This window comes from Mesorhizobium sp. M2C.T.Ca.TU.002.02.1.1, assembly GCF_003997225.1.
Map to the genome: position 1 here is coordinate 1 of NZ_RZTO01000013.1, position 22525 is coordinate 22525.

20 protein-coding genes, 1 tRNA gene and 1 pseudogene are annotated in these 22525 nt (G+C 64.0%); 7 read left to right on the forward strand and 15 right to left on the reverse strand.

Translation table 11 applies throughout. The features are described from left to right. Positions 1-170: 170 nt before the first annotated feature. Positions 171-761, reverse strand: coding sequence for a biotin transporter BioY (locus EOD07_RS01535; RefSeq protein ID WP_127233666.1), 591 nt, complete (start codon positions 759-761; stop codon positions 171-173). A 204-nt stretch (positions 762-965) separates the two neighbouring features. On the opposite strand from EOD07_RS01535, the gene EOD07_RS01540 reads away from it, so the two are divergent. Next, positions 966-1874 carry an MBL fold metallo-hydrolase gene (locus tag EOD07_RS01540; protein ID WP_127233667.1) on the forward strand — a complete coding sequence of 303 codons (909 nt, stop codon included), beginning with the start codon at positions 966-968 and terminating at the stop codon, positions 1872-1874. On the opposite strand, the gene EOD07_RS01545 is transcribed toward EOD07_RS01540, so the two are convergent. Then, a complete protein-coding gene (locus tag EOD07_RS01545) occupies positions 1875-2660 on the reverse strand; it encodes a DUF1499 domain-containing protein (protein WP_127233668.1) in 786 nt (261 codons plus the stop codon). A gap of 82 nt (positions 2661-2742) precedes the next feature. Then, the gene (locus EOD07_RS01550) at positions 2743-4371 is read right to left on the reverse strand and encodes a fatty-acid--CoA ligase (RefSeq protein WP_127233669.1); all 1629 of its coding nucleotides are present in this window, start codon (positions 4369-4371) and stop codon (positions 2743-2745) included. 207 nt (positions 4372-4578) lie between these two features. Here EOD07_RS01550 and EOD07_RS01555 point away from each other — a divergent pair, with 207 nt between their 5' ends. Further along, on the forward strand, positions 4579-4935 hold the full coding sequence (locus EOD07_RS01555; protein WP_127233670.1) for a hypothetical protein: 357 nt from the start codon (positions 4579-4581) through the stop codon (positions 4933-4935). Between the two features lie 205 nt (positions 4936-5140). Further along, positions 5141-5530, forward strand: coding sequence for a DUF427 domain-containing protein (locus EOD07_RS01560; RefSeq protein WP_127233671.1), 390 nt, complete (start codon positions 5141-5143; stop codon positions 5528-5530). Positions 5531-5696: 166 nt separating this feature from the next. Here the strand turns inward: EOD07_RS01560 and EOD07_RS01565 are convergent, their stop codons facing one another. The 3 genes from EOD07_RS01565 to ppdK form a co-directional block, all read right to left on the reverse strand. Beyond that, positions 5697-6440 (reverse strand): polysaccharide deacetylase family protein, encoded by a 744-nt coding sequence (locus EOD07_RS01565; protein ID WP_127233672.1) that lies wholly within the window; start codon positions 6438-6440, stop codon positions 5697-5699. Positions 6441-6574: 134 nt separating this feature from the next. After that, positions 6575-7636, reverse strand: a complete 1062-nt coding sequence (locus EOD07_RS01570; RefSeq protein WP_245469759.1) for a glycosyltransferase family 9 protein — start codon at positions 7634-7636, stop codon at positions 6575-6577. Positions 7637-7800: 164 nt separating this feature from the next. After that, complete coding sequence (ppdK, locus tag EOD07_RS01575; protein WP_127233674.1) at positions 7801-10482, reverse strand: pyruvate, phosphate dikinase; 2682 nt, start codon at positions 10480-10482, stop codon at positions 7801-7803. A 216-nt stretch (positions 10483-10698) separates the two neighbouring features. On the opposite strand from ppdK, the gene EOD07_RS01580 reads away from it, so the two are divergent. The 3 genes from EOD07_RS01580 to EOD07_RS01590 all read left to right on the forward strand — a co-directional run bounded on the left by EOD07_RS01580 (position 10699) and on the right by EOD07_RS01590 (position 12807). Beyond that, positions 10699-11043, forward strand: coding sequence for a VOC family protein (locus EOD07_RS01580; protein ID WP_127233675.1), 345 nt, complete (start codon positions 10699-10701; stop codon positions 11041-11043). Positions 11044-11229: 186 nt separating this feature from the next. After that, positions 11230-12636: a phosphomannomutase gene (locus EOD07_RS01585; protein WP_127233676.1), complete on the forward strand. Its 1407-nt coding sequence runs from the start codon at positions 11230-11232 to the stop codon at positions 12634-12636. A gap of 96 nt (positions 12637-12732) precedes the next feature. Continuing rightward, positions 12733-12807: transfer RNA gene (locus EOD07_RS01590), tRNA-Gln, on the forward strand. 37 nt (positions 12808-12844) lie between these two features. On the opposite strand, the pseudogene EOD07_RS39160 reads toward EOD07_RS01590, so the two are convergent. From EOD07_RS39160 to EOD07_RS01605, 3 genes and pseudogenes are all read right to left on the reverse strand, one after another. Further along, positions 12845-13030, reverse strand: a pseudogene (locus EOD07_RS39160) (integrase); the annotation flags it as partial. Between the two features lie 120 nt (positions 13031-13150). Continuing rightward, positions 13151-14074 carry an acetamidase/formamidase family protein gene (locus EOD07_RS01600; RefSeq protein WP_127233677.1) on the reverse strand — a complete coding sequence of 308 codons (924 nt, stop codon included), beginning with the start codon at positions 14072-14074 and terminating at the stop codon, positions 13151-13153. 143 nt (positions 14075-14217) lie between these two features. Continuing rightward, the gene (locus EOD07_RS01605) at positions 14218-14727 is read right to left on the reverse strand and encodes a DUF1772 domain-containing protein (protein WP_127233678.1); all 510 of its coding nucleotides are present in this window, start codon (positions 14725-14727) and stop codon (positions 14218-14220) included. Positions 14728-14977: 250 nt separating this feature from the next. Here EOD07_RS01605 and EOD07_RS01610 point away from each other — a divergent pair, with 250 nt between their 5' ends. Then, positions 14978-16693 (forward strand): HAD family hydrolase, encoded by a 1716-nt coding sequence (locus EOD07_RS01610; protein WP_127233679.1) that lies wholly within the window; start codon positions 14978-14980, stop codon positions 16691-16693. Between the two features lie 151 nt (positions 16694-16844). Here the strand turns inward: EOD07_RS01610 and EOD07_RS01615 are convergent, their stop codons facing one another. The 6 genes from EOD07_RS01615 to EOD07_RS01640 all read right to left on the reverse strand — a co-directional run. Further along, positions 16845-17642, reverse strand: coding sequence for an ABC transporter permease (locus EOD07_RS01615; protein ID WP_127233680.1), 798 nt, complete (start codon positions 17640-17642; stop codon positions 16845-16847). Next, complete coding sequence (locus tag EOD07_RS01620; protein WP_127233681.1) at positions 17639-18511, reverse strand: ABC transporter permease; 873 nt, start codon at positions 18509-18511, stop codon at positions 17639-17641. Before EOD07_RS01620 ends, EOD07_RS01615 begins: the two co-directional genes overlap by 4 nt. Beyond that, on the reverse strand, positions 18508-19608 hold the full coding sequence (locus EOD07_RS01625) for an ABC transporter ATP-binding protein (RefSeq protein WP_127233682.1): 1101 nt from the start codon (positions 19606-19608) through the stop codon (positions 18508-18510). Before EOD07_RS01625 ends, EOD07_RS01620 begins: the two co-directional genes overlap by 4 nt. A gap of 80 nt (positions 19609-19688) precedes the next feature. After that, a complete protein-coding gene (locus EOD07_RS01630; protein WP_127233683.1) occupies positions 19689-20714 on the reverse strand; it encodes an ABC transporter substrate-binding protein in 1026 nt (341 codons plus the stop codon). Between the two features lie 50 nt (positions 20715-20764). Further along, positions 20765-21763, reverse strand: a complete 999-nt coding sequence (gene araD1 / locus EOD07_RS01635) for an AraD1 family protein (RefSeq protein WP_127233684.1) — start codon at positions 21761-21763, stop codon at positions 20765-20767. 26 nt (positions 21764-21789) lie between these two features. Then, the coding region (locus EOD07_RS01640) for an SDR family oxidoreductase (RefSeq protein WP_164772022.1) at positions 21790-22525 on the reverse strand (736 nt) is incomplete at its 5' end.

Here is a 22525-nt window from a genome sequence, read left to right on the forward strand (position 1 = left end):
CAGATATCGAGATGCCCGCGGTCGCGTTTCGTGTGTCGGCTCGTCCGTTTATGCCCTAGCATGTACTAATATCGGATTTAACGCCGCCACCGCAGCCATATGCGATTGGGCGCGCGTGGACACGAAAAGCCGGCGGGTTGTTCAGCCCGCCGGCTTTTCTTAGTTCAGGCTCAGCTGCGCTTGAGCAATGCCCACACCGCCGGCACGAGGCTGGCGGCCAAGGCCACCTTGATCAGGTCGCCGACGATGAAGGGCAGGACGCCGAACTGCCAGGACTTTTCCGGCCCGATGAGGATCGCCAGCCAGGCAAAGCCCATGGCCATCATGACGATTTCCGCCGTCAGCATGGCGCCGAACAGCTTGAAGGGATTGCGGTCCCAGCCGCGGTCCGCGGCCCAGCCGGCGATTGCCGCCATCGCCACGAAGCCGGCAAGATAGCCGCCGGTCGAGCCCAGCATATAGGCGATGCCGATGCCCTTTTCCGGCGTGCCCTGGAAGACCGGCAAGCCAAAAGCGCCCTCGGCGAGGTAGAGAAGGAGCGTCGCGACGGCCAGGCGCAAGCCGAATGCCGAGGCGATCAACAGCACGGCGAGCGTCTGCAGCGAGATGTCGACCGGGCCGAGCACCACTTTGGTCTTGGCCGAAAGCGTCAGCAGCAGGGTTCCGGCAAGCGCCAGGAAGAGCTGGGTCGCGAGCCGGGCAGCGCCCCGATCCGGCAGGGTGAGAGAAACAAGCGGGCGCATCGTGGTTGCAGTGGCCATGGTCTTCCCCGTTCTGGCTGATTTGCTGGCTTTCAAAGCGCATCGCAGAAACGGATTCAGGCGACGCGCTTCAAAAATTCGTCTTGATGCATGTCGTTTGCCCAAAACCGCTGCGCACTTTTGGGCGACATGCATTGATTTTCCTATATTGGCTTCCGTATCAGGCGGCAATCTTTTTGCCGCATTGCAACGGAGCACGCCGGCATGGCCCTTGAATTCGACACCAGCTTCGATCCGGCCTATGGCCGGGCGGTTGCGGTTGCGCCGGATGTGCTGCGCGTCACCGCCAGAAATCCGAGCCCGTTCACCTTCCACGGCACCAACAGCTATCTCGTCGGCCGCGACACGCTGGCGGTGATCGATCCCGGGCCGGAAGACGACGCCCATCTCGAAACGCTGCTTACGGCGATCGCCGGCCGACCGGTCAGCCACATCTTCGTCAGCCACACGCATCGCGACCATTCGCCGCTCGCGGCGCGGTTGAAAGAGCTGACCGGTGCGCCGACGCTTGCCGAAGGCCCGCATCGGCCGGCGCGGCCTTTGCGCATCGGCGAGGTCAATCCGCTGGACGCCAGCGCCGACCTCGCTTTCGTTCCCGACGTCGTGCTGGCCGACAATGCGCTGACCCAAGGTGACGGCTGGGCCATCCGCACCGTGCTGACGCCCGGCCACACCGCAAACCACGCCGTGTTTGCCCTCGAGGGAGCCGGCACCCTGTTTTCAGCCGACCAGGTCATGGCGTGGTCGACCTCGATCGTCGCGCCGCCGGACGGCGCCATGGCCGACTATATGAGCTCCCTCGACAAGCTCCTCGCGCGCGAGGATCGCATGCTGCTGCCGGGCCATGGCGGACCGGTGACCGCACCGGGCCGGTTCATGCGCGGCCTGAAGACACATCGCAAGATGCGCGAAAGGGCGATCCTGGAACGCATCCGCGCCGGAGACCGGACGATCACGGAAATGGTCGCGGCGATCTATCGCGACACCGACCCGCGGCTGCACGGCGCCGCCGGGCTGTCGGTGCTTGCCCATCTCGAGGATTTGGTCGCGCGCGGCCTCGTGACCACAGAAGGCGATGCGGCGATCGACGGCCTTTTCAGCCCCGCCGCCTGATCACTCGGCCGGCGCCGCGCCGACCTGTCCGGCGACCTCCTGGTCGAGTTCGGCAAGGAAATCCGTGATGCGGGCGGCGTTGTCGCCGAGGTCGTAGCGGCCGTAGCGCGAGGCCGAACGCATGTCGACGATCACCTGGTCGCCGTCGTCGGTGACGCGGATGGCGACGTCGGCCGGCAGTCCGAGCACGAAGCCCTTAGCCAGCGCGTTGATCGTCGCCTCGCTCTGCCCATTGATGTCGGGATAAGGCGCCGTCAGTTGCCAGTCGCGGCGGTCGAGCACGGTTTCGACGGCGTCGACGACGGTTTCGAAAGGCAGATTATAGCTGCGCCCGCTGACCAGCGGATAGGCATCGGCCTGCAGGCTCTGTTCGCCCGGCGTCGGCGCCGGCAGCTCGTTCATGTCGGCGGTGCGGTCGCTGGTGTCGAGCACCGGCGGATCGTCGAGATCGGTCGAGATGTCGCGCAGCGGCGGATAGATCGTCGCCCAGTAAACGGCCACGCCATACGGGGCCAGCACCAGCAGCGCCAGCAGCGCGCCGATGCTGAGATCGCGGCCGCCGCGATCGCCGAAGCTCCAGATCCGCGACAAGGCGAGGCCGGCCAGCAACAAGGCGAGCGCCGCCAGCAACGCCACGATCGCCAGCACCCACAGGAAAGGCGGCGTCTCGACGAGGCCCAGCCTGTAGGCGCCAACGACGGTGAGCAGAAGGACGAGGGAAAATGCCCCGATCCGCCGCGACCAGCCGGCTGCCCTCGACGTCTGCCGTTCAGGAATTGTAGCCATTGTCTGCCGCATTACCCCAGTCCGAACCGAGACTTAGAGGTTTTTGGCGTGGGCTTGAAGCCGAAAGATCGAACATTTTTCGTCAATCCGTCGGCAGGCGGTAATCCTTGAACTGGGCGCGCAAACTGGTCTTCTGGATCTTGCCGGTGGCGGTGTGCGGAATCTCGCCGACGAAGGCGACGTCGTCAGGCATCCACCACTTCGCCACCTTGCCGCTCATGAAGGTGAGGATGTCGCCCTTGCTCGGCTCCCTGCCGGGCTTGCTCACGACGACGAGCAAGGGCCGCTCGCCCCATTTGGAATGCGGGATGCCGATGGCGGCCGCCTCCGCCACGTCCGGATGGCCAACAGCAAGATTCTCGAGATCGATGGTCGATATCCATTCGCCGCCGGACTTGATGACGTCCTTGGCGCGGTCGGTGATCTGCATGTAGCCGCTGGCGTCGATATGGGCGACATCGCCGGTGTCGAACCAGCCGTCGGCATCGAACTGCTCGGCGCCGGCGCCGCCATAATAGGCGCGGGCCACCGCGGGGCCGCGCACCTTGAGATGTCCGAAGGTCTTGCCGTCCCAGGGCAGCGCGTTGTTGTCGTCGTCGGTCACCTTCATCTCGACGCCGAAGGGCGAAAAACCCTGCTTGCCCTGGACATCGAGCCGCGCCTCGCCGGTCAGCGCCTCATATTGCGGCTTCAAGGTGCAGAGCGTGCCGAGCGGCGACATCTCGGTCATGCCCCAGGCATGCACCACCTGCACATCGTAATCGTCCTGGAATTTCGCGGTGATGGCGCGCGGACAGGACGCCCCGCCGATCACGACCTTCTTCAGATAAGGCAGCTTCTTGCCGGTCTCCTCCAGATATTGCAGCAGCATCATCCAGACGGTCGGCACCGCGGCGCTGAACGTCACCTTTTCGGTGTCGAGCAGTTCATAGATCGAGGCGCCGTCCATCTTGCAGCCCGGCATCACCAGCTTGGCGCCGATCATCGGCCCGCTCTGGCCGAGCCCCCACGCGTTGGCGTGAAACATCGGCACGACAGGCAGGGCGACATCGCGCGTCGACAGGCCCATGGCGTCGGGCATGGCAGCCATCATGGCGTGAAGAACGTTCGAACGATGGCTGTAGAGAACGCCCTTCGGGTCGCCCGTCGTTCCGGACGTGTAGCACATACCGGCGGCGGTGTTCTCGTCGAAGACCTTCCAGGCGAAAGCGCCGTCGGCCTCTGCCAGCCATTCCTCGTAAGCGACGGCATTGGCCAGCGACGTTTGCGGCATATGCGCCCGGTCGGTCAGCACGATCACCCGTCGCAGCGATCGGACCGCGCCGGCGATCTTTTCCAGCAGCGGCACGAAGGTCAGATCGACGAAGATCGCCTTGTCCTCGGCGTTGTTCATGATCCAGGCGATCTGCTCGGGAAAAAGCCTCGGGTTGAGCGTGTGGTAGATCGCGCCGATGCCCATGATGCCGTACCAGGCCTCGATATGGCGGGCCGTGTTCCAGGCAAGCGTCGCAATGCGGTCGCCAAGCCCGAAGCCGTCGCGCTCCAGCCGCTGCGCCACCTTGAGCGCGCGGTGATGGATTTCGGCAAAGGTCGTGCGCACGATCGGTCCTTCGATCGAACGCGACACGACCTCCCGGCTGCCATGCTGGCGTTCCGCATGGTCAATCAGCTTATGGCAAAGCAGCGGCCATTCCTGCATCAATCCGAGCATCTCGGCTCCCTCCCCTTTTTTCGCGCTTCGGCGTCGTTGTTTGACGCATTGTGGAAGTATCCGGCGGATTGTCCAGCCGTCATAAGTTCAAGGCCGTGGAGAGGCGGGAAACCTCCGCAAACGCTGGACAAATCGCCATAATCCGGCCATCGTCGGCGTTAAGGTTCATTAACGGGCTGGGTGGATTTGGCGAATGGAGTGGTTCGCATGGACGCGCAGCTCGACGATAAAGCCCTCGAAAGCACGCTTGCCGAAAGTCTGGACGATCTGACGCCGGACACCAAGACCGTTTCCGAAGATGAATTTGCCGAAGTCGTAGGCGGCGCGCTTGAGGCTGTCGGCGGGACGCTGCTGTTCAAGATGCGCGTTGAAAATGGCGCCGAGGGCGAACATGTCGCCGCCGCCTGCATCGGCGACGCCGGCAACCGCCAGTTCCTGCTGCTCACGCTGCCGACCAGCGGCGGTGCCCTGAAGGTCGAGACCGCGGCGCGCAGCACCAATCCGGTCGCCGGCATTGCCGCCGCCTATGCCGGCCTCATGGATGCCTTCAAGACGGCCGCCTGACCGGGCGGATAACAGACGTTCAATGAATGGTGATGGCGCTGCGCGCCGCGCGAGCTTGCGCGGCGCGGCTAGCCGACACATGTAAGTCTCCCCGAGAACGTTTCGCGGTTTCACGGAAACGACGAAACGCTCTCTTTTTGTTTGACGCAATTCCGGACGGAAAACCGCTTCGCACTTTTGTTGGAATTGCTCCAGGAGATCATTCATGGACAAGCCCGCCAACCCCGCCCCCGGCTTCCAGCGCAATCCCGACAAGGTGATCACCGTCGAACCTTATCGCGGCAGCGTCACCGTGCGCGCCGGCGACACCGTCATCGCCCGCTCGACCCGGGCCAAGGTGCTGTCGGAACCGCCCTACCCGGCCGCCTTCTACATCCCCTTCGACGACATCGACTTCAGCAAGCTCTCCGGCACCGAGCATTCCACGCATTGCCCGTACAAGGGCAATGCCAGCTACTGGAGCGTCCAGCCGGCCGGCGAAGCCGGCACGAACGCGATGTGGGCTTACGAACAGCCGTTCGACGAAATGACCGAGATCCGCAATCACGGCGCGTTCTATACGAACAAGGTGACGGTCGAAGCGACGCCGGACTGACCATTCTTGGCGGATGGCCCGCCGAAGGTGCCTTGAGATTCAGGTCAGGCCGGCCTGAGAATGGTGGGTTCCGAGAACCGGAGCGGAGCGTACTTTCAGTACGTGAGCACGGGAAGCGCACGAAGCCGCCATTCGCAGGCCGGCCTCACCTGAACATCAGGGCACCTCAGTCCGTCGTGCCGTCGTTGCCTATACCCTCGGCATCGTCGAGGCGCACGAAGGTCATGCCCTTCTGCTTCAAGGCGAGCAGGCCCTGAACCACGCCCTCGCCGGCCGCATGGGTCGGCTGGTTGATGTGGGCGATGATGACGTCGCCATCCTTGGCGGCGCCGATGCGGCGCGCCGTTTCCTTCGCGCCGAGCAGCGAGCCGCCGTCGCCGTTGACCGAGAAGCCGGCGATCTTGAAGCCCAGCTTGCGGATCATGGCGATCGCCGAGGGGCTGTATTCGGCGGTGGCGCCGCGGAACCATTTTGGCGCCTGCCCGCCTGCCCCGGCAAGGGCGGCGGCGCCGGATTCGACCTCGGCCTGCACGGCGCCCGGACTGCCGGCGCTGCGGATGCCGTAGATCTTCCGCGGCGTATCGACCGCCGGAATGTGGCGGCCGCCATGGTTTTCCAGTTCGAACAGGTCGGGATGCGCCCGCATGATCTCGACGGCTTCGGCATTGCGCTTCAGCCAGATGCCGGTAACGAAGATCGTCGCCGGTATCCTGTTGTCGACAAGCGCCGAAAGGATCCTTGTGTCGGTCTTGCCGCCGCAGGCATCGAGCGTCAGGGCGACGCGACCGCCGCCTTCAGCGCCCTGCGGCTTCAGATGCAGCGTCGGCTCGAGCAGCGTCGCGGCATTGCCCGCCGACGCGGCGAACAGCGACAGCGCCATCGCGCAAATGGAATTTCGAAGCAGGCCCATCATCCGTTCCAAACCGGCGCGTTCGGGCATTCTCCGCGCCGCGCCAAAACGTGTCTTCACAAGACTGGCATCTAGGCGAAAATCGGGACGGCAGACAGTGCAAAAACAGCAATCGCGAAAATTTTGCTTTCGCCTTACACCGCGGCTTCCAGGGGCATTTCCGTCCGTGCCAGGAGTTCCAGCGTCGCCCCGACGACGGGATCGACCTCCAGGCGCCAGACACAGCATGCCTTGCTCGGATCGGTCCGGCGGCACAGATCGCCGCCGACGCAGTCGCAAGGCATGGAAGGCCTAAGCGAAATGCTGGGCACGCCGACCGGCGCCCAACGGACCGGGTTGGTCAGGCCGAACAGGCCCACCACCGGCGTGCCTGCCGCGGCCGCTATATGCATGGGCCCGCTTTCATTGCCGAGAAACAGCCGCGCCTCCTTGAGCAGCGCCAGCAGCGTTTCCAGCCGCAGCATGCCCGCCAGGTTGACGACACGCGTTTTCGCCGCCGCGATGATCCTGTCGGTCGCCTCGCTCTCGTCCGGACCGCCGACCAGAACCACCTGCAGGCCGGTTTCCCGCACGATCCTGTCGATTGCTTCGGCGAAGCGCTCCGGCTGCCAGCGCCGCCCCACGAAGCTTGCTCCGGCATGAACGGCAATAAAGGCGTTTGGCCGAATTTTGTGCCTGGCGAGCAAAGCCAGCGCGCGCGTCGTCTCGAAGGGCAAGGGTCGAATGGCCGGAACCCTGACGCGCAGGGCGATGCCAAGCGCCTCCAACGGAGACAAATAGCGATAGAGATAGTGTCTTTTGCCGAATCCGTAGGGTTTCATCCGGACGTTGGCGGGCTGGCGCTCATGCCAGCGCAAGGGCCTCTCCGTCGGGAAATGGCCGACCCTGACCGGCGCGTGGACCAGCTCGGAAATGATCCGCGAGGTCTTGGAGTCGGTGATGTCGATGGTCATGTCGAAGCGGTGCTGCCGCAAAGTCCGGACCATGCGGAAGAGCTCGCGCCCGCGCTCGAGCGGCGAACCCCGCATCTTGGCGCGGCTGAAGGGGACGACCTCGGTGGCAATGCCGTGCCCCGTCAGGAAGCCGGCGAAATGCGCCTCGCAGAGAAACACGATCCTGACGCCCGGATATTGAAGGTGCAGGTTCTTCGCCAATGCCGAGGCAAGGACAATGTCGCCGATGAACTTGGTCTGCACGATCAGAATCGACCGGAAGGCGGTTGGGGCAATCTGCAACATGGGTTTCGGACACCAATGAATTCGGTGTCGGAAACTCCCTTGGAACGATGTCGAGATTCAGGACTGTCACGCGCACGTTCGCGTGACATTGCATACAAAACCGTAAGGTATCGGGACGCCCGTCAGGAGCGTTTTGCCACGCTCTTGGCCGTAGCCGCCGCCTGCGCGGCGGCCAGCCGGGCGATCGGCACACGGTAGGGCGAGCACGACACATAGTCGAGGCCGACCTCCTCGCAGAAACGGATCGAGGCCGGATCGCCGCCATGCTCGCCGCAGATGCCGAGCTTGATGGCGGGCCGCGTCGCCCTGCCCTTTTCGGCCGCCATCCGCACCAGCTCGCCGACACCGTCGACGTCGAGCGACACGAACGGATCCTGTTCGATGATGCCCTTCTGCCGGTAGGTTTCGAGGAAGGACGCGGCATCATCGCGAGAGATACCAAAAGTCGTCTGCGTAAGATCGTTGGTGCCGAAGGAGAAGAATTCGGCCGCTTCGGCAATGACATGGGCGCGGATCGCGGCGCGCGGCAACTCGATCATCGTGCCGGTCAGGTAATCGATCTTGGTGCCGGTCTCCTGCATGACGCTTTGCGCCACCGCATCGATACGCGCCTTGACATATTCCAGCTCCTTCACGAGCCCGACGAGCGGCACCATGATTTCCGGCACCACCAGCGCCCCGGCCTTGTGTCCGGCCTGGACCGCCGCCTCGAAGATGGCGCGCGCCTGCATCTCGGCGATCTCCGGATAGGAGACGGCGAGCCGGCAGCCGCGATGGCCGAGCATCGGGTTGAACTCGTGCAGGGCCTCGGTGCGCTGCCTGAGCTTGTCGGCCGACACGTTCATGGCGGAGGCGACCTCGGCGAGCTCGGCCTCGGTCTTGGGCAGGAATTCGTGCAGCGGCGGGTCGAGCAGGCGGATCGTCACCGGCAAGCCGGCCATGATCTCGAAAAGCTCGAGGAAATCCGAGCGCTGCATGGGCAAAAGCTTGTCCAACGCCGCGCGCCTGTCCTTCTCGCTGTCGGCCAGGATCATCTCGCGCATGGCGACGATGCGGGCGCCGTCGAAGAACATGTGCTCGGTGCGGCAAAGGCCGATGCCTTCGGCGCCGAAGGAGCGCGCCATGCGCGCGTCGAGCGGCGTCTCGGCGTTGGTGCGCACCTTCATGCGGCGCGCGGCGTCCGCCCATTCCATGATGGCGGCGAAATCGCCGGACAGCTCCGGCTGCAGCATGGCGACCGCCCCTTTGAGCACCTGGCCGTTGCCGCCGTCGATGGTGATGATGTCGCCCTTGCGGAAGGTCTGGCCCATCGAGATGAGCGTGCCGGCCTTGTAGTCGACACGCAGCGAGCCGGCGCCGGACACGCAGGGCTTGCCCATGCCGCGCGCCACCACCGCGGCATGGCTGGTCATGCCGCCGCGCGTGGTGAGGATGCCTTCGGCGGCGTGCATGCCGTGGATATCTTCCGGACTGGTCTCGATGCGCACCAGGATCGCCTTGCGTCCTTGCGCCTTGGCGTCTTCGGCATCGGCGGACGAAAAGACGATCTCACCGGTGGCAGCGCCCGGCGAGGCCGGCAGGCCCATGCCGATCACATCGCGCGCCGCCTTCGGATCGATGGTCGGATGAAGCAGTTGGTCGAGCGAGGCCGGATCGATGCGGGCGACCGCCTCCTCCTTGGTGATCAGCCCGTCCTTCGCCATCTCCACGGCGATCTTCAGCGCCGCCTTGGCGGTGCGCTTGCCGGAGCGGGTCTGCAGCATCCACAATTTGCCGCGCTCGATGGTGAATTCGAGGTCCTGCATGTCGCGGTAGTGCTTTTCCAGCCGATCGGAGATGTCGACGAAAGCCTGGAAGGCGTCGGGCATAAGCTTCTGCAGCGACGGCTTGTCGGAGCCGGCGGCGATACGCGCCGCCTCGGTGATGTTCTGCGGCGTCCGGATGCCGGCCACCACGTCCTCGCCCTGGGCGTTGACCAGGAACTCGCCATAGAGCTGCCTGTCGCCGGTCGAGGGATTGCGGGTGAAGGCGACGCCGGTTGCGGAGGTGTCGCCCATGTTGCCGAACACCATGGCCTGAACGTTGACGGCCGTGCCCCAGCTTTCGGGAATGTCGTGCAGGCGCCGGTAGGTGATGGCGCGGTTGTTCATCCAGCTCGAGAACACGGCGCCGATCGCGCCCCACAGCTGCTCCTGCGGATCCTGGGGGAAAGGCTTGCCGAGCTCTTCCTCGACCTTGGCCTTGTAGAGCGAGATCACGCCTTGCCATTCCTGGGCCGTCAGCTCGGTGTCGAGCTCGTGACCGAGGCTCGCCTTCTGGTCCTCGAGGATCTCCTCGAACACTTCATGGTCGAGGCCCATCACGACGTCGGAGTACATCTGAATGAAGCGGCGGTAGCTGTCATAGGCAAAACGGGCGTCGCCGGAATCGGCGGCCAAAGCCTCGACCGTCTCGTCGTTGAGGCCGAGATTGAGCACCGTATCCATCATGCCGGGCATGGAGGCGCGGGCGCCTGAGCGAACGGACACCAGAAGCAGCTTCGACGGATCGCCGAAGCGGCGGCCGGTGATGCGGCCGATATGGTCGAGAGCGGACACGACGTCCGCCTCCAGCGCGCCGGGATAGGTGCGGCCGTTGGCGTAATAGGCGTTGCAGACTTCGGTGGTGATGGTGAAACCGGGCGGCACCGGCAGCCCGAGGCTGCTCATCTCGGCCAGATTGGCACCCTTGCCGCCGAGAAGGTTGCGGTCGCCGGCACGGCCTTCGGCGGCACCGTCGCCGAAGGTGTAAACCCACTTGGTCATGCTTGCCCTCCAGTTCGTGGAAGATAGAAACAGCCGGACCATGGGCCCGGTTCCCCGCCTTCGCGATCCGAGCGATAGGATGCTGCAGTGCGAAAGGCAAGCACCGGCCGGGCGCCCGCCGCAACTACAATCGATTAAGCAAAAGCTGCGTCAAAAAGACTTGCCGGAGGGTATGGCACGATATAGAACATAAAGGGAACATAGTGGAGTAGCGTGATGAAACTCAACGGAAAACTCGACTATCTTGAAATGCCGGCGACGGGCGGCACGCTGGACAGTGTCAAATCCTTCTACAGCGCCGCCTTTTCATGGTCGTTCACTGATTACGGCCCGACCTATTCCGCCTTTGCCGAAGGCCTCGACGGCGGCTTCCAGGCAGATGCCGGCGAAGCGCCGGCCAAGCCGCTTCCGGTCATCTACTCCAAAAATCTCGAGGAAACGCTGGACGCGGTCGAGAGCGCCGGCGGCACGATCGTCAAGCCGATCTTTTCCTTCCCGGGCGGGAGGCGGTTCCATTTCACCGATCCGGCCGGCAACGAATTGGCCGTTTGGGGACATTAAAGCGCGTCGCGATTTTTTCAGATTCGCTCATGCGCTTTAGGTTTCTGATTGTACGCATGTCTTTGTCCCGAAACCGGTTCCCACTTAGGGACGCCGCGATTTCAGGTTGTTTTGCTGTTGACAGCCGGCGGGCAGCCGGGCTCATTCCAATGAACGGCGGCAACCTCCAACAGCAAAAGCAGACTTATGAAATTCGGCTCAAGCGGTGTTCGGGGTCTGGCTTCCGAATTGGCCGGACGGCCAAGCGGGCTCTACACCGAGGGTTTTGCCCGGCGCTTGCGGTCGACCGGTTTTCGGCAAGGCGAGGTCTTCGTCGGGCGCGACCTGCGCGACAGCAGTCAAACGATAGCGGAAGACTGCATGGCGGCTCTGGCCGCAAGCGGTTTCCTGCCGGTCGATTGCGGCCCCATCCCCACACCCGCGCTCGCCTTCTATGCCCGCCTGCGCGGCGCCGCGGCGCTCATGGTGACGGGCTCGCATATTCCCGCCGACCGCAACGGCATCAAGTTCTACGGGCCGAAGGGCGAGATCGACAAGGCGGATGAGGCTGCGATCACGCAGGCGGTCGCCGAGCTTTCGGACTACTATCCCTGGCCGCCGGCCCATGCGGACCGGCAAAGCGGCCACGAACTGGCGCTCGCTGCGTTTCGAGACCGTGTCGGTGGTATCCTGCCCCCTGGCGCCCTTTCCGGAATGAAGCTCGGTGTCTACCAGCACAGCACCGTGGCGGGCGAGTTGCTGGTCGAAGTCCTGCGATCCTTTGGCGCGGATGTGACCCCTGTCGGCAAAACGAAGGTTTTCGTGCCCGTCGACACCGAGGCCGTCGGCCGGAAAACGATGGCGAAGGTGAAAGACTGGGTGCGCGAATTCAAATTCGACGCCGTGCTCTCGGCCGACGCCGACGCCGACCGTCCTCTCGTCATCGACGAACAGGGTGAATTGTTCCGCGGCGACCTGATCGGGTTGGCCACGGCGCTGTTCCTCAAGGCCGACATCGTGGTGACGCCGGTCACCTCCAATTCGGGCATCTCCGAAGCTTTCGGATTCAGCGTCAGGAGAACGAAGGTCGGATCCCCCTTCGTCATAGAGGGAATGGACGCCGCGCGGCAGGCCGGCGGCATCGTCGTCGGCTTCGAGGCCAATGGCGGGGTTCTTCTGGGGTCGGACTGCCTGGTGAACGGCAAGACCTTGTCCGCGCTGCCGACGCGGGATTCGTTTTTGCCCATCCTGGCGGTGCTGGGCACCTCGGCATCGACGGGCAAATCGCTGTCCGGCCTGCGCGAAACCTGGAACCTTCCGGTCTGCGCCAGCGAGCGGCTCGAGAATTTCCCTGTCGAGGCTTCGCGCGGCTTGATGCGCAAGCTCGCCGACCGCGACGCGCTGCGGCAATTCCTCGCCCCGTTCGGCGCCGTCGCAGATGTTGATGAGACCGACGGTCTCAGGGCACGGATGACCAGCGGCGAGATCATCCATCTGCGGCCTTCCGGCAACGCTCCCGAATTTCGTTGTTATGCCGAGGCTGAAAGTGCCGGTAGGGCGGAGGAGATCGTGGCACTGGCCCTCAAACGGGCGCAGGACGCCGGCCGAGAATAGCGGCCCGCATCGCTGGCGATTTAGTTGATCTCCCGGCATTGAGCTTTGCTCCGGCCCGTCCTATAAGGCCGCGCGCAGCGGGCATGCCCCGCCTGCTGGGGCGTCGCCAAGTGGTAAGGCATCGGTTTTTGGTACCGACATTCCCAGGTTCGAATCCTGGCGCCCCAGCCAACTGCCGTCGGTCCGTTCCGGACACATAGGTTACAGTTTATACCGGAGACATGGGTAACACTTTTGGCCCGAAGGGGTTGTGGAGTGGTTCGAGCCTGCACGTCTCATCATCAAAGTACCCCAAATCATAGTCCATGAAGCTGACAAGCCAGATATGGTCTTCGATCTGTTTGATGCCGACGGTTTGGCCGGCAAAGACGAGGCTAAGGTTGATCTTCTTGCGATTGTATCCGGAATGAACTGTCACCCATCTCTCGGGAAGGGCAGTCATGCAGATCTGGCCAGTCAGACGGTGTTTCACCGTGTCCCGGAAACGGCGAGCCGCCCTTCCCGCCTTTGCTCGTCAGCCGGCGGAGGCCGGCTCGGGAAGCCATCGCTTTTCGATAAGGCAAACCATCGTGTAGGCAGGGTCAAAAACGTTGCCGACGTGATATCGGACAACCTGTCCCATCAGATGCGATGCTGCAGCGGCGGACAAGCCATAGTCGCTGGTCAACCAGTTGAGCATATCCGTTGTCGCGTGCTGCAGCGCCTGATCCAGCGGGCGAGCGTTGCCGACAGAGAAAATATGGGTGTCGTTCTCGCCGCGAGGCCATACCAGCCCCCTGTTTTTCTCCACGGTCAATCGAAACTCGATTTCAAAACAGGTTTCGATCCCGGTTCCGACAATCTCGCCGTCGCCCTGCGCCGCATGGCAATCGCCGGCGAAGAAGAGCGCTCCCTCTACCGCAACAGGAAACCAAACCGTCGCGCCAGGCCGAAACCCGCGGTAATCCATGTTGCCGCCATTCTCCGCGCTTGTCGCTGTGGAGAAAGCCTGGCCCATCGATGGCGCCACGCCAAAGCAGCCGATCATCGGCTCGATCGGCAGGATGAAGTTCTCCAGGCCCTGTGGCGGTTCCTGCAACGCGACGGTTCGCGATTCCAGGTCAATCCGCCAGGTGACCGTATCCCGTGCAGGCAGTCCGCGAGCGGCCTCTGGATCGACGACGTTCGCGGCCAATGACGAGATCGTCCAACCGGTGGGACGGATCGGGTCCATGCGCAGGATGTCCACACGCAACGCGTCGCCAGGCTCAGCTCCCGTCACGAAGACCGGACCGTTCATCGGGTTTGGACCATGAGCCGGTCGGGCACCGTTCTTGTCGAAGCCACGAGCGTCCAGCGTCTGTGTGATCACGACATCGCCGGACGCGATTGTGAGCGCCGGCGGGACCGTGCCGAGGACATTGTGCCAGGTGGTGTTGACGAGCTTGTGCGTTGCCATGAGTTGGAAGTAGCGAAGGCATTGCCGCGCGGCAAGTGGGCGGATTGGCTCTTCATGGCCAATGAGCTTCTCCGCCTCGTCCTATAAAGCCGCGCATCGGGCGTGCCAAGGCTTGCACAGGTGATCGGGCAGCCTACCGGACGTCAGGCGCCGTGGAGGGCGATTGCTATGGTCAATAGAACCAGGCCCAATATTGCCAACCCTGCGCGGATGACGTGCGAGAGTTCCCACCGGTTACGAAGTGCGGTCCATTCCTGCGTTTGCGATGGCGGGCTGCCCGCGGCGCCTTCGGTTCCGAAGAAGCGTTTCGCCGGCGCGTTCAATTCCACGTCCTGCAGCCAGTGTTTGTTGATCGGCTGGGTCATGAACCAGAAGACAAGCTGCATGGCGAGGAGCGCGACCAAGGCGCCGGCGATCAGCCAGGCTTGGAGCGGACCGCTCGACGTCAGCATCAGTGCAAATGTGGTGACGATCCCGCCGACCTCCGCGATGCCTCCTCCAATCGTGAAACCCGGGTAGTAGATCCGTTGGACAACGAAATACTCTTGTCTGGCGAGCCGCAATTTGGCCGGTAGCTCCAGCGCGTGGGCGAGCGCCATAGCCATCGCACCCGCCACGAGGATGACGGTCAGGACCTCCAGAAAGACATACATCCGATCAGCCTCTCACTCCGGTCTGAGTGCTTGCGCGGAAGCAACCTCGTTTAGACCGAACGTGATCCTACTGACCGGGTTCCCATCGGCGTACGCTTCAATTCCGCTGGGTGACGCACTGGATGCGCCGTGAGCCGGGCGAAACGCCGCAATCGTCGCGATGCGAACCATCGGCCTAAACCTTTTCCGGCGACATGCGTTGTTCGTTCCAGGCGGACCGGCAAAACGGCCAGCGGAGAGGCTCGACCAAATGTATTTCATGGCATTGGCCACCGACTATGACGGCACTCTGGCGCATGACGGGCTGGTCGCGGCCAGCACGGTCTCGGCGCTGAAAAAGCTGAAGAAGTCCGGGCGCAAGCTCATCCTGGTCACTGGGCGGGAACTGCCCGATCTCAAGGAGGTGTTTCCCGAACTTTCCCTGTTCGACAAGGTGGTCGCCGAAAACGGCGCGCTGATCTACACGCCGGCCAGCGAGGAAGAGCGCGCGATCTCGCCATCGCCTTCCGCGGATCTCGTCGACAGGCTCAAGAAGCGCGGCGTGAAGCCGCTGTCGGTCGGCCGCTCGATCGTCGCCACCTGGGAGCCGCATCAGGCCACCGTGCTCGACGTCATCAAAAAGCTTGGGCTGGAGTTGGAGATCATCTTCAACAAGGGCGCGGTGATGATGCTGCCCTCGGGCATCAACAAGGCGACCGGGCTGGCGGCTGCGCTCGAAGACCTGAGGCTGTCGCCGCATAATGTCGTGGCCGTCGGCGACGCCGAAAACGACCACGCCTTCCTCAGGGCGTCCGGCTGTAGCGTCGCGGTGGCCAACGCATTGCCCGCCGTCAAGGAAACCGCCGATCTTCTCACCAAGGAGGCGCGCGGCAAGGGCGTCGAGGAACTGATCCGCAGGCTGATCAAGCGCGATCACCTGATTGCCAAAAAGCGCTCGCGCGGCGTTTTGCTTGGGACATCGCGCGGCAAGGACATCTATTTGTCGCCGATGGAAACGGTGCTGATCGCCGGGAGTTCGGGCATCGGCAAATCGACCCTGGCCACGGCGCTCACCGAGCGGCTGGTCGAGAAGGGCCTGCAATTCTGCATTTTCGACCCCGAGGGCGACTATGACGGACTGAAGGGCGCGGTGCCGCTCGGCAACGGCTCGACCGCGCCGAACAAGGAACAATTGTTGGAACTGATCGACAAGCCGCAGACCAATGTCGTGGTCAACGGCCTGGCGCTTAAGGTCGACGAGCGGCCCGATTTCTTCGCCGAATTGCTGCCCGGCCTCGGCAATGTCCGCTATCGCACGGCAAGGCCGCACTGGCTGATCATCGACGAGGCGCATCATTTGATGCCCAAGCGACGCGGAGATACGCGATCCGTGCTTTCGATCGAGCTGCCCGGCACGGTGCTGATCACCGTCCACCCCGAAGCGACCTCCACCGATGCGCTGCGGCTGGTGACGGCGGTGATCGCGCTCGGACCCAAGGCGAAGGGCGTGATCAGGACTTTCTGCAAGGAAACCGGGCTCAAGGCGCCCAAGGACATGCCGCTGCCCAAGGGCGACCGGGTTCTGTTCTGGCGGCCGCATGACGGCAAGAAGCCGTTCACGGTCAAGGCGATCGAGCCCGACCAGTCGCTGAAGCGGCACAGCCGCAAATATGCCGAAGGCGAGCTCGACGAGGCGGGCAGCTTCTATTTCACCGGGCCCAGGAAGGCGATGAACCTCAGAGCCCATAACCTCATCATCTTCGCGCAGATGGCGGATGGCATCGACGACAAGACATGGGAATACCACTTGCGCGCCGGCGACTATTCCAAGTGGTTCCGCCAGCAGATCAGGGACAAGGACCTCGCCCGAGAAACGGCCGAGGTGGAAAAGGACAAGACATTGCCTGCGGAAGAGAGCCGCAAGCTGGTGATCGATGCCGTGCGGCGCCGCTATACTGCGCCCGCCACCGCGCCGCAGAGGAACTGATCTTTGCGTTGGACAGGTCTCCGCCGGCTCCGCCCAGCGCAGGATTGGCCCCGTTTCAACTGCGCTGCGTGGCGATCTGCCTAGAGCGTTTCACGGAAACGGCGAACCGCTCTATCCCTTTGTTTTTACGCAATTACGGACGGAAAACCGCTCACGCTTTTCCTGGAATTGCTCTGGGAACGAGGAACCTGGCGGCGAGAGCGCAGAGCAAGACGGTGAACATCAGGATCAGAGCCACCAGCGCGTTGATATCCGGCGAGAAACCGAGACGCATCATTGCCCACAAGCGCACCGGCAGCGTCGTCTGGGTGCCGGTGACCAGGATGGTGATCATGGTCTCGTCGAACGAAAGGGCGAAGGCGAGGATGGCGCCGCCGACCATCGCGCTCGACAGGTTGGGCAGGATGACGCGCCAGAAAGTCTGCCATTTGGTTGCGCCGAGATCATAGGAAGCTTCCACCAGCGTGCGGCTCATCGACTGCAGGCGCGTCAGCACCGTGCGGTAGACGATCGCCAGCACGAAGACGGTGTGGCCGATCACGACCGTCAGCAGCGAGCGCTCGATGCCGACCTCGCGGAAGAAGATCAGCAGCGCGAGGCCGCTGATGATAGGCGGCATCAGGAACGGCAGGAAGATGATGAACTGCAGCATCGAACGGCCTGCGCGGCGCCCGTGATAATAGAGGGCAAGCAGTGTGCCGCCGGCCACCGACAGCACGACCGTGCAGGCGCCGACGACCAGCGTGGTGCGCAGCGCCAGGAGTATCTCGTGGTTTCCGGCCAGCGCGACATAGGTCGAGACGGTCGGCGACGACCAGTCGACCTCGCCGCGCGCCACCGGAAAGAATGACGAGACGATCGGCACGAAGAGCGGGCTGTAGAGCAGCGCCGCAACCAGGATGGTGATCGCTGCGAGGAGGAGCGTGGACAGGCGCGGCGCGACGGTCAATGCGAAGTCCCCCGATTGCGCCCGAACCGCTCGCCGGCGAGGATCGCGAGGATCACCACGACGGCCAGCGCAACCGAAAGAGCGGCACCGAAGGGCCAGTTGAAGGCGGTGCCGAACTGGCTGTAGAGGATGCGGCCGAAGGTGAAGCCACTGATGCCGCCCACCATCTGCGGCGTCAGGAAATCGCCGATCGCCAGCACGAAGACGAAGCTCGCCGCCGAGGCGACGCCGGGCAGGGACAGCGGCAAGGTGATGCGCAGGAACGTCTGCAGGCCGGTCGCGCCGAGATCGTCGGAGGCGCGCAGCAGCACCTGCGGGATGCGCTCCAGCGCCAGGAAGATCGGCAGTATCGCGAAGGGGATCAGAAGCAGCGTCAGCGTGAGCAGGATGGCGTTCATGTTGAAGACGAAGAGCGTCGACGGCTCCGTGATGATGCCGAGAGCCACCAGCGCCTTGTTGAGAAATCCGTTGAGGCCGAGGATGCTGCGGATCGCGTAGATCTTGATGACGTAGCTCATCAACAACGGCACCATGAGCAGCATCAGCAGCGCGTAGCGCCAGCGGCCTTCAAGCGTGGTCAGGAAATAGGCCGTCGGATAGGCGAGCAGGATCGAGATCGCCGCCACCGAAAGGCAGAGCACGATCGTGCGCCAGAATACGGGAAGAAAGACCGGATCGGCGAAGAAGCGGGCATAGTTGGCAAGCGTCGGCGCGTAGACGATCTGGCCCTGGTCGACGCTGAAGAAGCTGTAGACGAGGAAGATCGCCAGCGGCGCGAGGACGAAGATCGCCGGCAGCGCGAAGGCGAGCACCGTCACCAGAGGCGACCACCGCCCGTCGAGGGGTTGTGGCGAGCCGGTCCCGCTCATGCCAGCACCAGGTGGCCTTCGTGCGGCGCGAAGGAAAGCGCGACGGTCTCGCCGACCCTCAAGGCGCTGCCGTCCACCCTGCTCGGAAACCGCAGCCTCAGGCGATGCGCGGTGTCGCCGCCGGCGGTGATGGTGGCGACCGTCGAGGAACCGGCAAAAGCAAGGTCGGCGATGGTGCCGGAAAGACGATTGTCGGCATCGCCGTCGCCGGCAAGATGCAGCGCTTCGGGGCGGAAGGCGGCGAAGCCGCTGGCGCCAGCGGCCGCCGCCTTGAGATGCGGCTGGCCATTGACCGAGCAGACGAGCCGGCCGAGAGCCGTCTCGATCGCGCGGAACTCGCCCCGAATCTCGCCGAGCGTGCCGGCCACCAGATTGTTCTCGCCGAAAAAGCGCGCCACGAACTCGCAATTCGGTTTGTAGTAGAGCTCGTGCGGGGTGCCGAGCTGGCGGATATGGCCGGCCTGCATGACGCAGATCCGGTCGGCCATGCCGATGGCTTCCTCCTGATCGTGGGTGACGAACAGGAAGGTGGTCTTGACCTCGCGCTGGATGGATTTCAGGAACTCCTGCATCTGCCGGCGCAATTCAAGATCGAGCGCCGCGAGCGGCTCGTCGAGCAGGACGAGGCGGGGCTGGCAGATCAGCGCCCGCGCCAGCGCCACGCGCTGGCGCTGGCCGCCCGAGAGCTGGGCCGGAAAACGGTCGGCGAAGCGCCCGAGTTGCACCAGTTCCAGCGCTTCCGCGACGCGGCGCGATATCTCCTTGCGCGGCACGTGGCGGACCGACAGGCCATAGCCGACATTGCCGGCGACGGTCAGATGCGGAAACAGCGCATAGTCCTGGAAAACGGTGTTGAAGGGCCGCCGGTTGATCGGCATGCCGCTGATGTCCTGGCCGTCGAGCCGGATCTCGCCCGACGTCAACGGCTCGAGGCCGCCGATGAGCCTGAGCACCGTGGTCTTGCCCGAACCGGACGGCCCCAGCACGGTCAGGAACTCGCCGTCGCGGATCGCAAGGTCGATGCCGTAGAGCACGGGAACCGTGCCATAGGATTTCGAGACGGAGCGCAGCGTGAGCAGGTCGCTGTTCTGGTTCATGGCCGACTTTCAAGAAATATGGTGTCGGCGGTCCGGAACGGTCCGGACCGCCAGGTCCTTCGAAGCTTGCCAAAGGGAGTTCAGGGCGTCGCCTTGATCTCGTTCCAAAGGTCGGAGCGCTTGGTCGGGTCCTCGACATTGTTGAGCCAGACCAGCTTGTCGTTGCTGCCGGCGCTGCTCGACTCGACCACGGTGTTGCCAAAGCCGGTCCGCTCGGACAGCGCGCCGCTCACCTTCTTGCTCAGCATGAAGTCGATCCACTTCTCAGCCGCGTCCTTGTCGCGAACGCCCTTCGAGATGACCCAGTTGTCGAGCCAGGCGAGAGCGCCTTCGCTCGGATTGATGTAGGCGACGTGGGCGCCGATCTTCTGCAAGGCCTTGACCTGCTGCTGGCCGTAATTGGCCCAGATCAGGGCGACGTCGTTGTTCTGATAGATCTGCTGGGCCTCGTCGGCGGTGGTGTAGAAGCTCAAGACATTGCGCTTCAGCTCGACCAGCTTGGCCTTGACCGCCGCCATCTGCTCGGCGCTGAGGTTGAAGGGGTCCTTGTAGCCCAGCGTCAGCGCGGTGAAGGAGAAATTGTGCTCGCCATTGTCATAGGCCAGCACCTTGCCCTTGTAGGCCGGATCCCACAGCACCGACATCGAGGTCGGAGCCGGCTTGACCTTGTCGGTGTCGTAGATCAGGCCGATCGAATCGAAGCAGAACGGGATGCCGTAGACCTTGCCGTCCTTGGTATCGCCGCTGACCTTGGTGATGTCGCGGAAGCGCGGCAGCGTGTCCTTCTGGTTGGGCAGCTTCGACAGGTCGATCGGCGTGACGAGATCGGCCTTGATGTAGCGCTGCAGCTGCGCGGTGTTGACGGCGAAGACGTCGAAGTCCTGCCCCTCGCTGCCCTTGATCTTGGCCCAGATCTCGTCGTCGCTGCCGATGAAGACGACATCGACGCCGATGCCGCTCTCGGCGGTGAATTCCTTGACCCAGTCGGCGTCGGCATAACCGTCCCAGGCCAGCACGCGCAGGTTGGCGGCGAGCGCCGACGAGGCCATCAGCCCGATGCCCAGGCCGACACCCGCTATTCCTAGAAGCAGTTTCTTCAGTAGCATGATCATTCTCCCATTTGTTGTTCTGATGATCTCAGTCCGCGGCCTTGCCGTCACAGCGGGGTGACGGCCACCAGCCCCTCGTCCGGCACCGCCTGCATCCGGTTGCGCAACGGCTTGCCGAATTCCGGTGCCTGGATTTCGTATTCATCGCCTGGCGCCGTCTTGATGCCGGAGGCGTAGCTCATCACCGCCGCGCCGAAGAAATAGGCGTGCAGATCGCCTGGCCGGCGGTGCATCGGGTAGCGGAAATGGTAGTGCTCGAGGTTGGCGATCGAGTGCGACATGTGCGCCTCGCCCGAGAGAAATTCCTGCTCCCAGATGACGGCGCCGTCGCGCTGGATGCGGGAATGGCCGCGCACCTCCCGCGGCAGCTCGCCGATCAAAAGCTCGGGCCCGATCGAGCAGGAGCGCAGCTTGGAGTGCGCCAGGTAGAGATAATTCTCGGCCTCGGTCACGTGGTCGGAATATTCGTTGCCCAGCGCATAGCCGATGCGATAGGGACGGCCGTCCGGCCCGTTGAGGTAGAGTCCGACGATCTCGGCCTCCTCGGCACCCGCTTTGGCGAAGGCCGGCAGCGGCAGCGGCGCGCCCGGCGGCACAACGCAGGTGCCGACGCCCTTGAAGAACCATTCGGGCTGGACACCGAGCTTGCCCGGCGCGGGTTTGCCCCCCTCCAGCCCCATGCGAAAGATCTTCAGCGAGTCGGATTCGGCGGCGTCCTTGCCGTGGGTCAGCACATGCATCTTGTCGCGCGCGGCAGCGCTTCCCGTATGCGTCAGGCCGGTGCCGGTGACGAGGAAACGCGCCGGCTCCGGATGGTCGACCGGCACAAGCACGCGGCCTTCGCGCAGCAGCTGGTTGTAGTCCACTTTCTCGCCGCCGGTCCGCTCCTCGACTAGCGAGGCGATGGACCTGCCTTCGGCGATAGCCGCCGTGGCGAGATCGAGGACGGTTTCGGTGCCGGCAAGGAGGTGGAGCTGATCGCCATCGGCGCTGACGCGACCCACGTGGCGGCTGCCGTTGGGCAAGTTGAACTGAACGAGACGCATGAACCTACCTTTTCCTTCTCGCCGGGTCACACCCAGCCGCCATCGACGATGAATTGCTGGCTTGAGCACATGCGGCTGTCATCGGCGGCAAGAAACAGCGCCATGCGCGCAATGTCGGAAGGCTGCAGCCGATCGGGCAGACACTGCCTTTCCTCGATCTGGCGCTCGCCGGCCGGCGTCAGCCACAGACGCATCTGGCGCTCCGTCATCACCCAGCCCGGCACCATGCAGTTGACGCGGATGCGCTCGGGGCCGAGTTCGCGGGCAAGCGCCCGCGTCATGCCGTAGACGGCCGCCTTCGCCGTCACATAGGCAGGACAATCCGGATCGCCGACCATCCAGGTGATCGAGCCGAAATTGATGATCGAGCCGCCGCCAAGCGCCTTCATCTGCGGGCGCACGGCCTGGGCGGCGAAGAACTGATGGCGCAGGTTGACCGCCATGCGGTCGTCCCAATAGGCGACGCTGACGTCGGCGGTCTGATGGCGGTCGTCATTGCCGGCATTGTTGCAGAGAGCCTGGATGGGGCCATTGCGGTCCCTCGCCTGCTCGACGGCCGCCTGCAGGGCCTCGACATCGCGCAGGTCGCAGGGAATGAAGAGCGGTTCGGGATGGCCTTGCGCCGCGATCGCCGCCACCAGCTGTCGCGAAGGCTCCACCGCCATGTCGACGAAGGCGACACGGCTGCCTTGCGCGCAGAAATGGCGCACGAGGCTCTCGCCAATGCCGCTGCCGCCGCCGGTTATGAAGACGCTGCGGTCC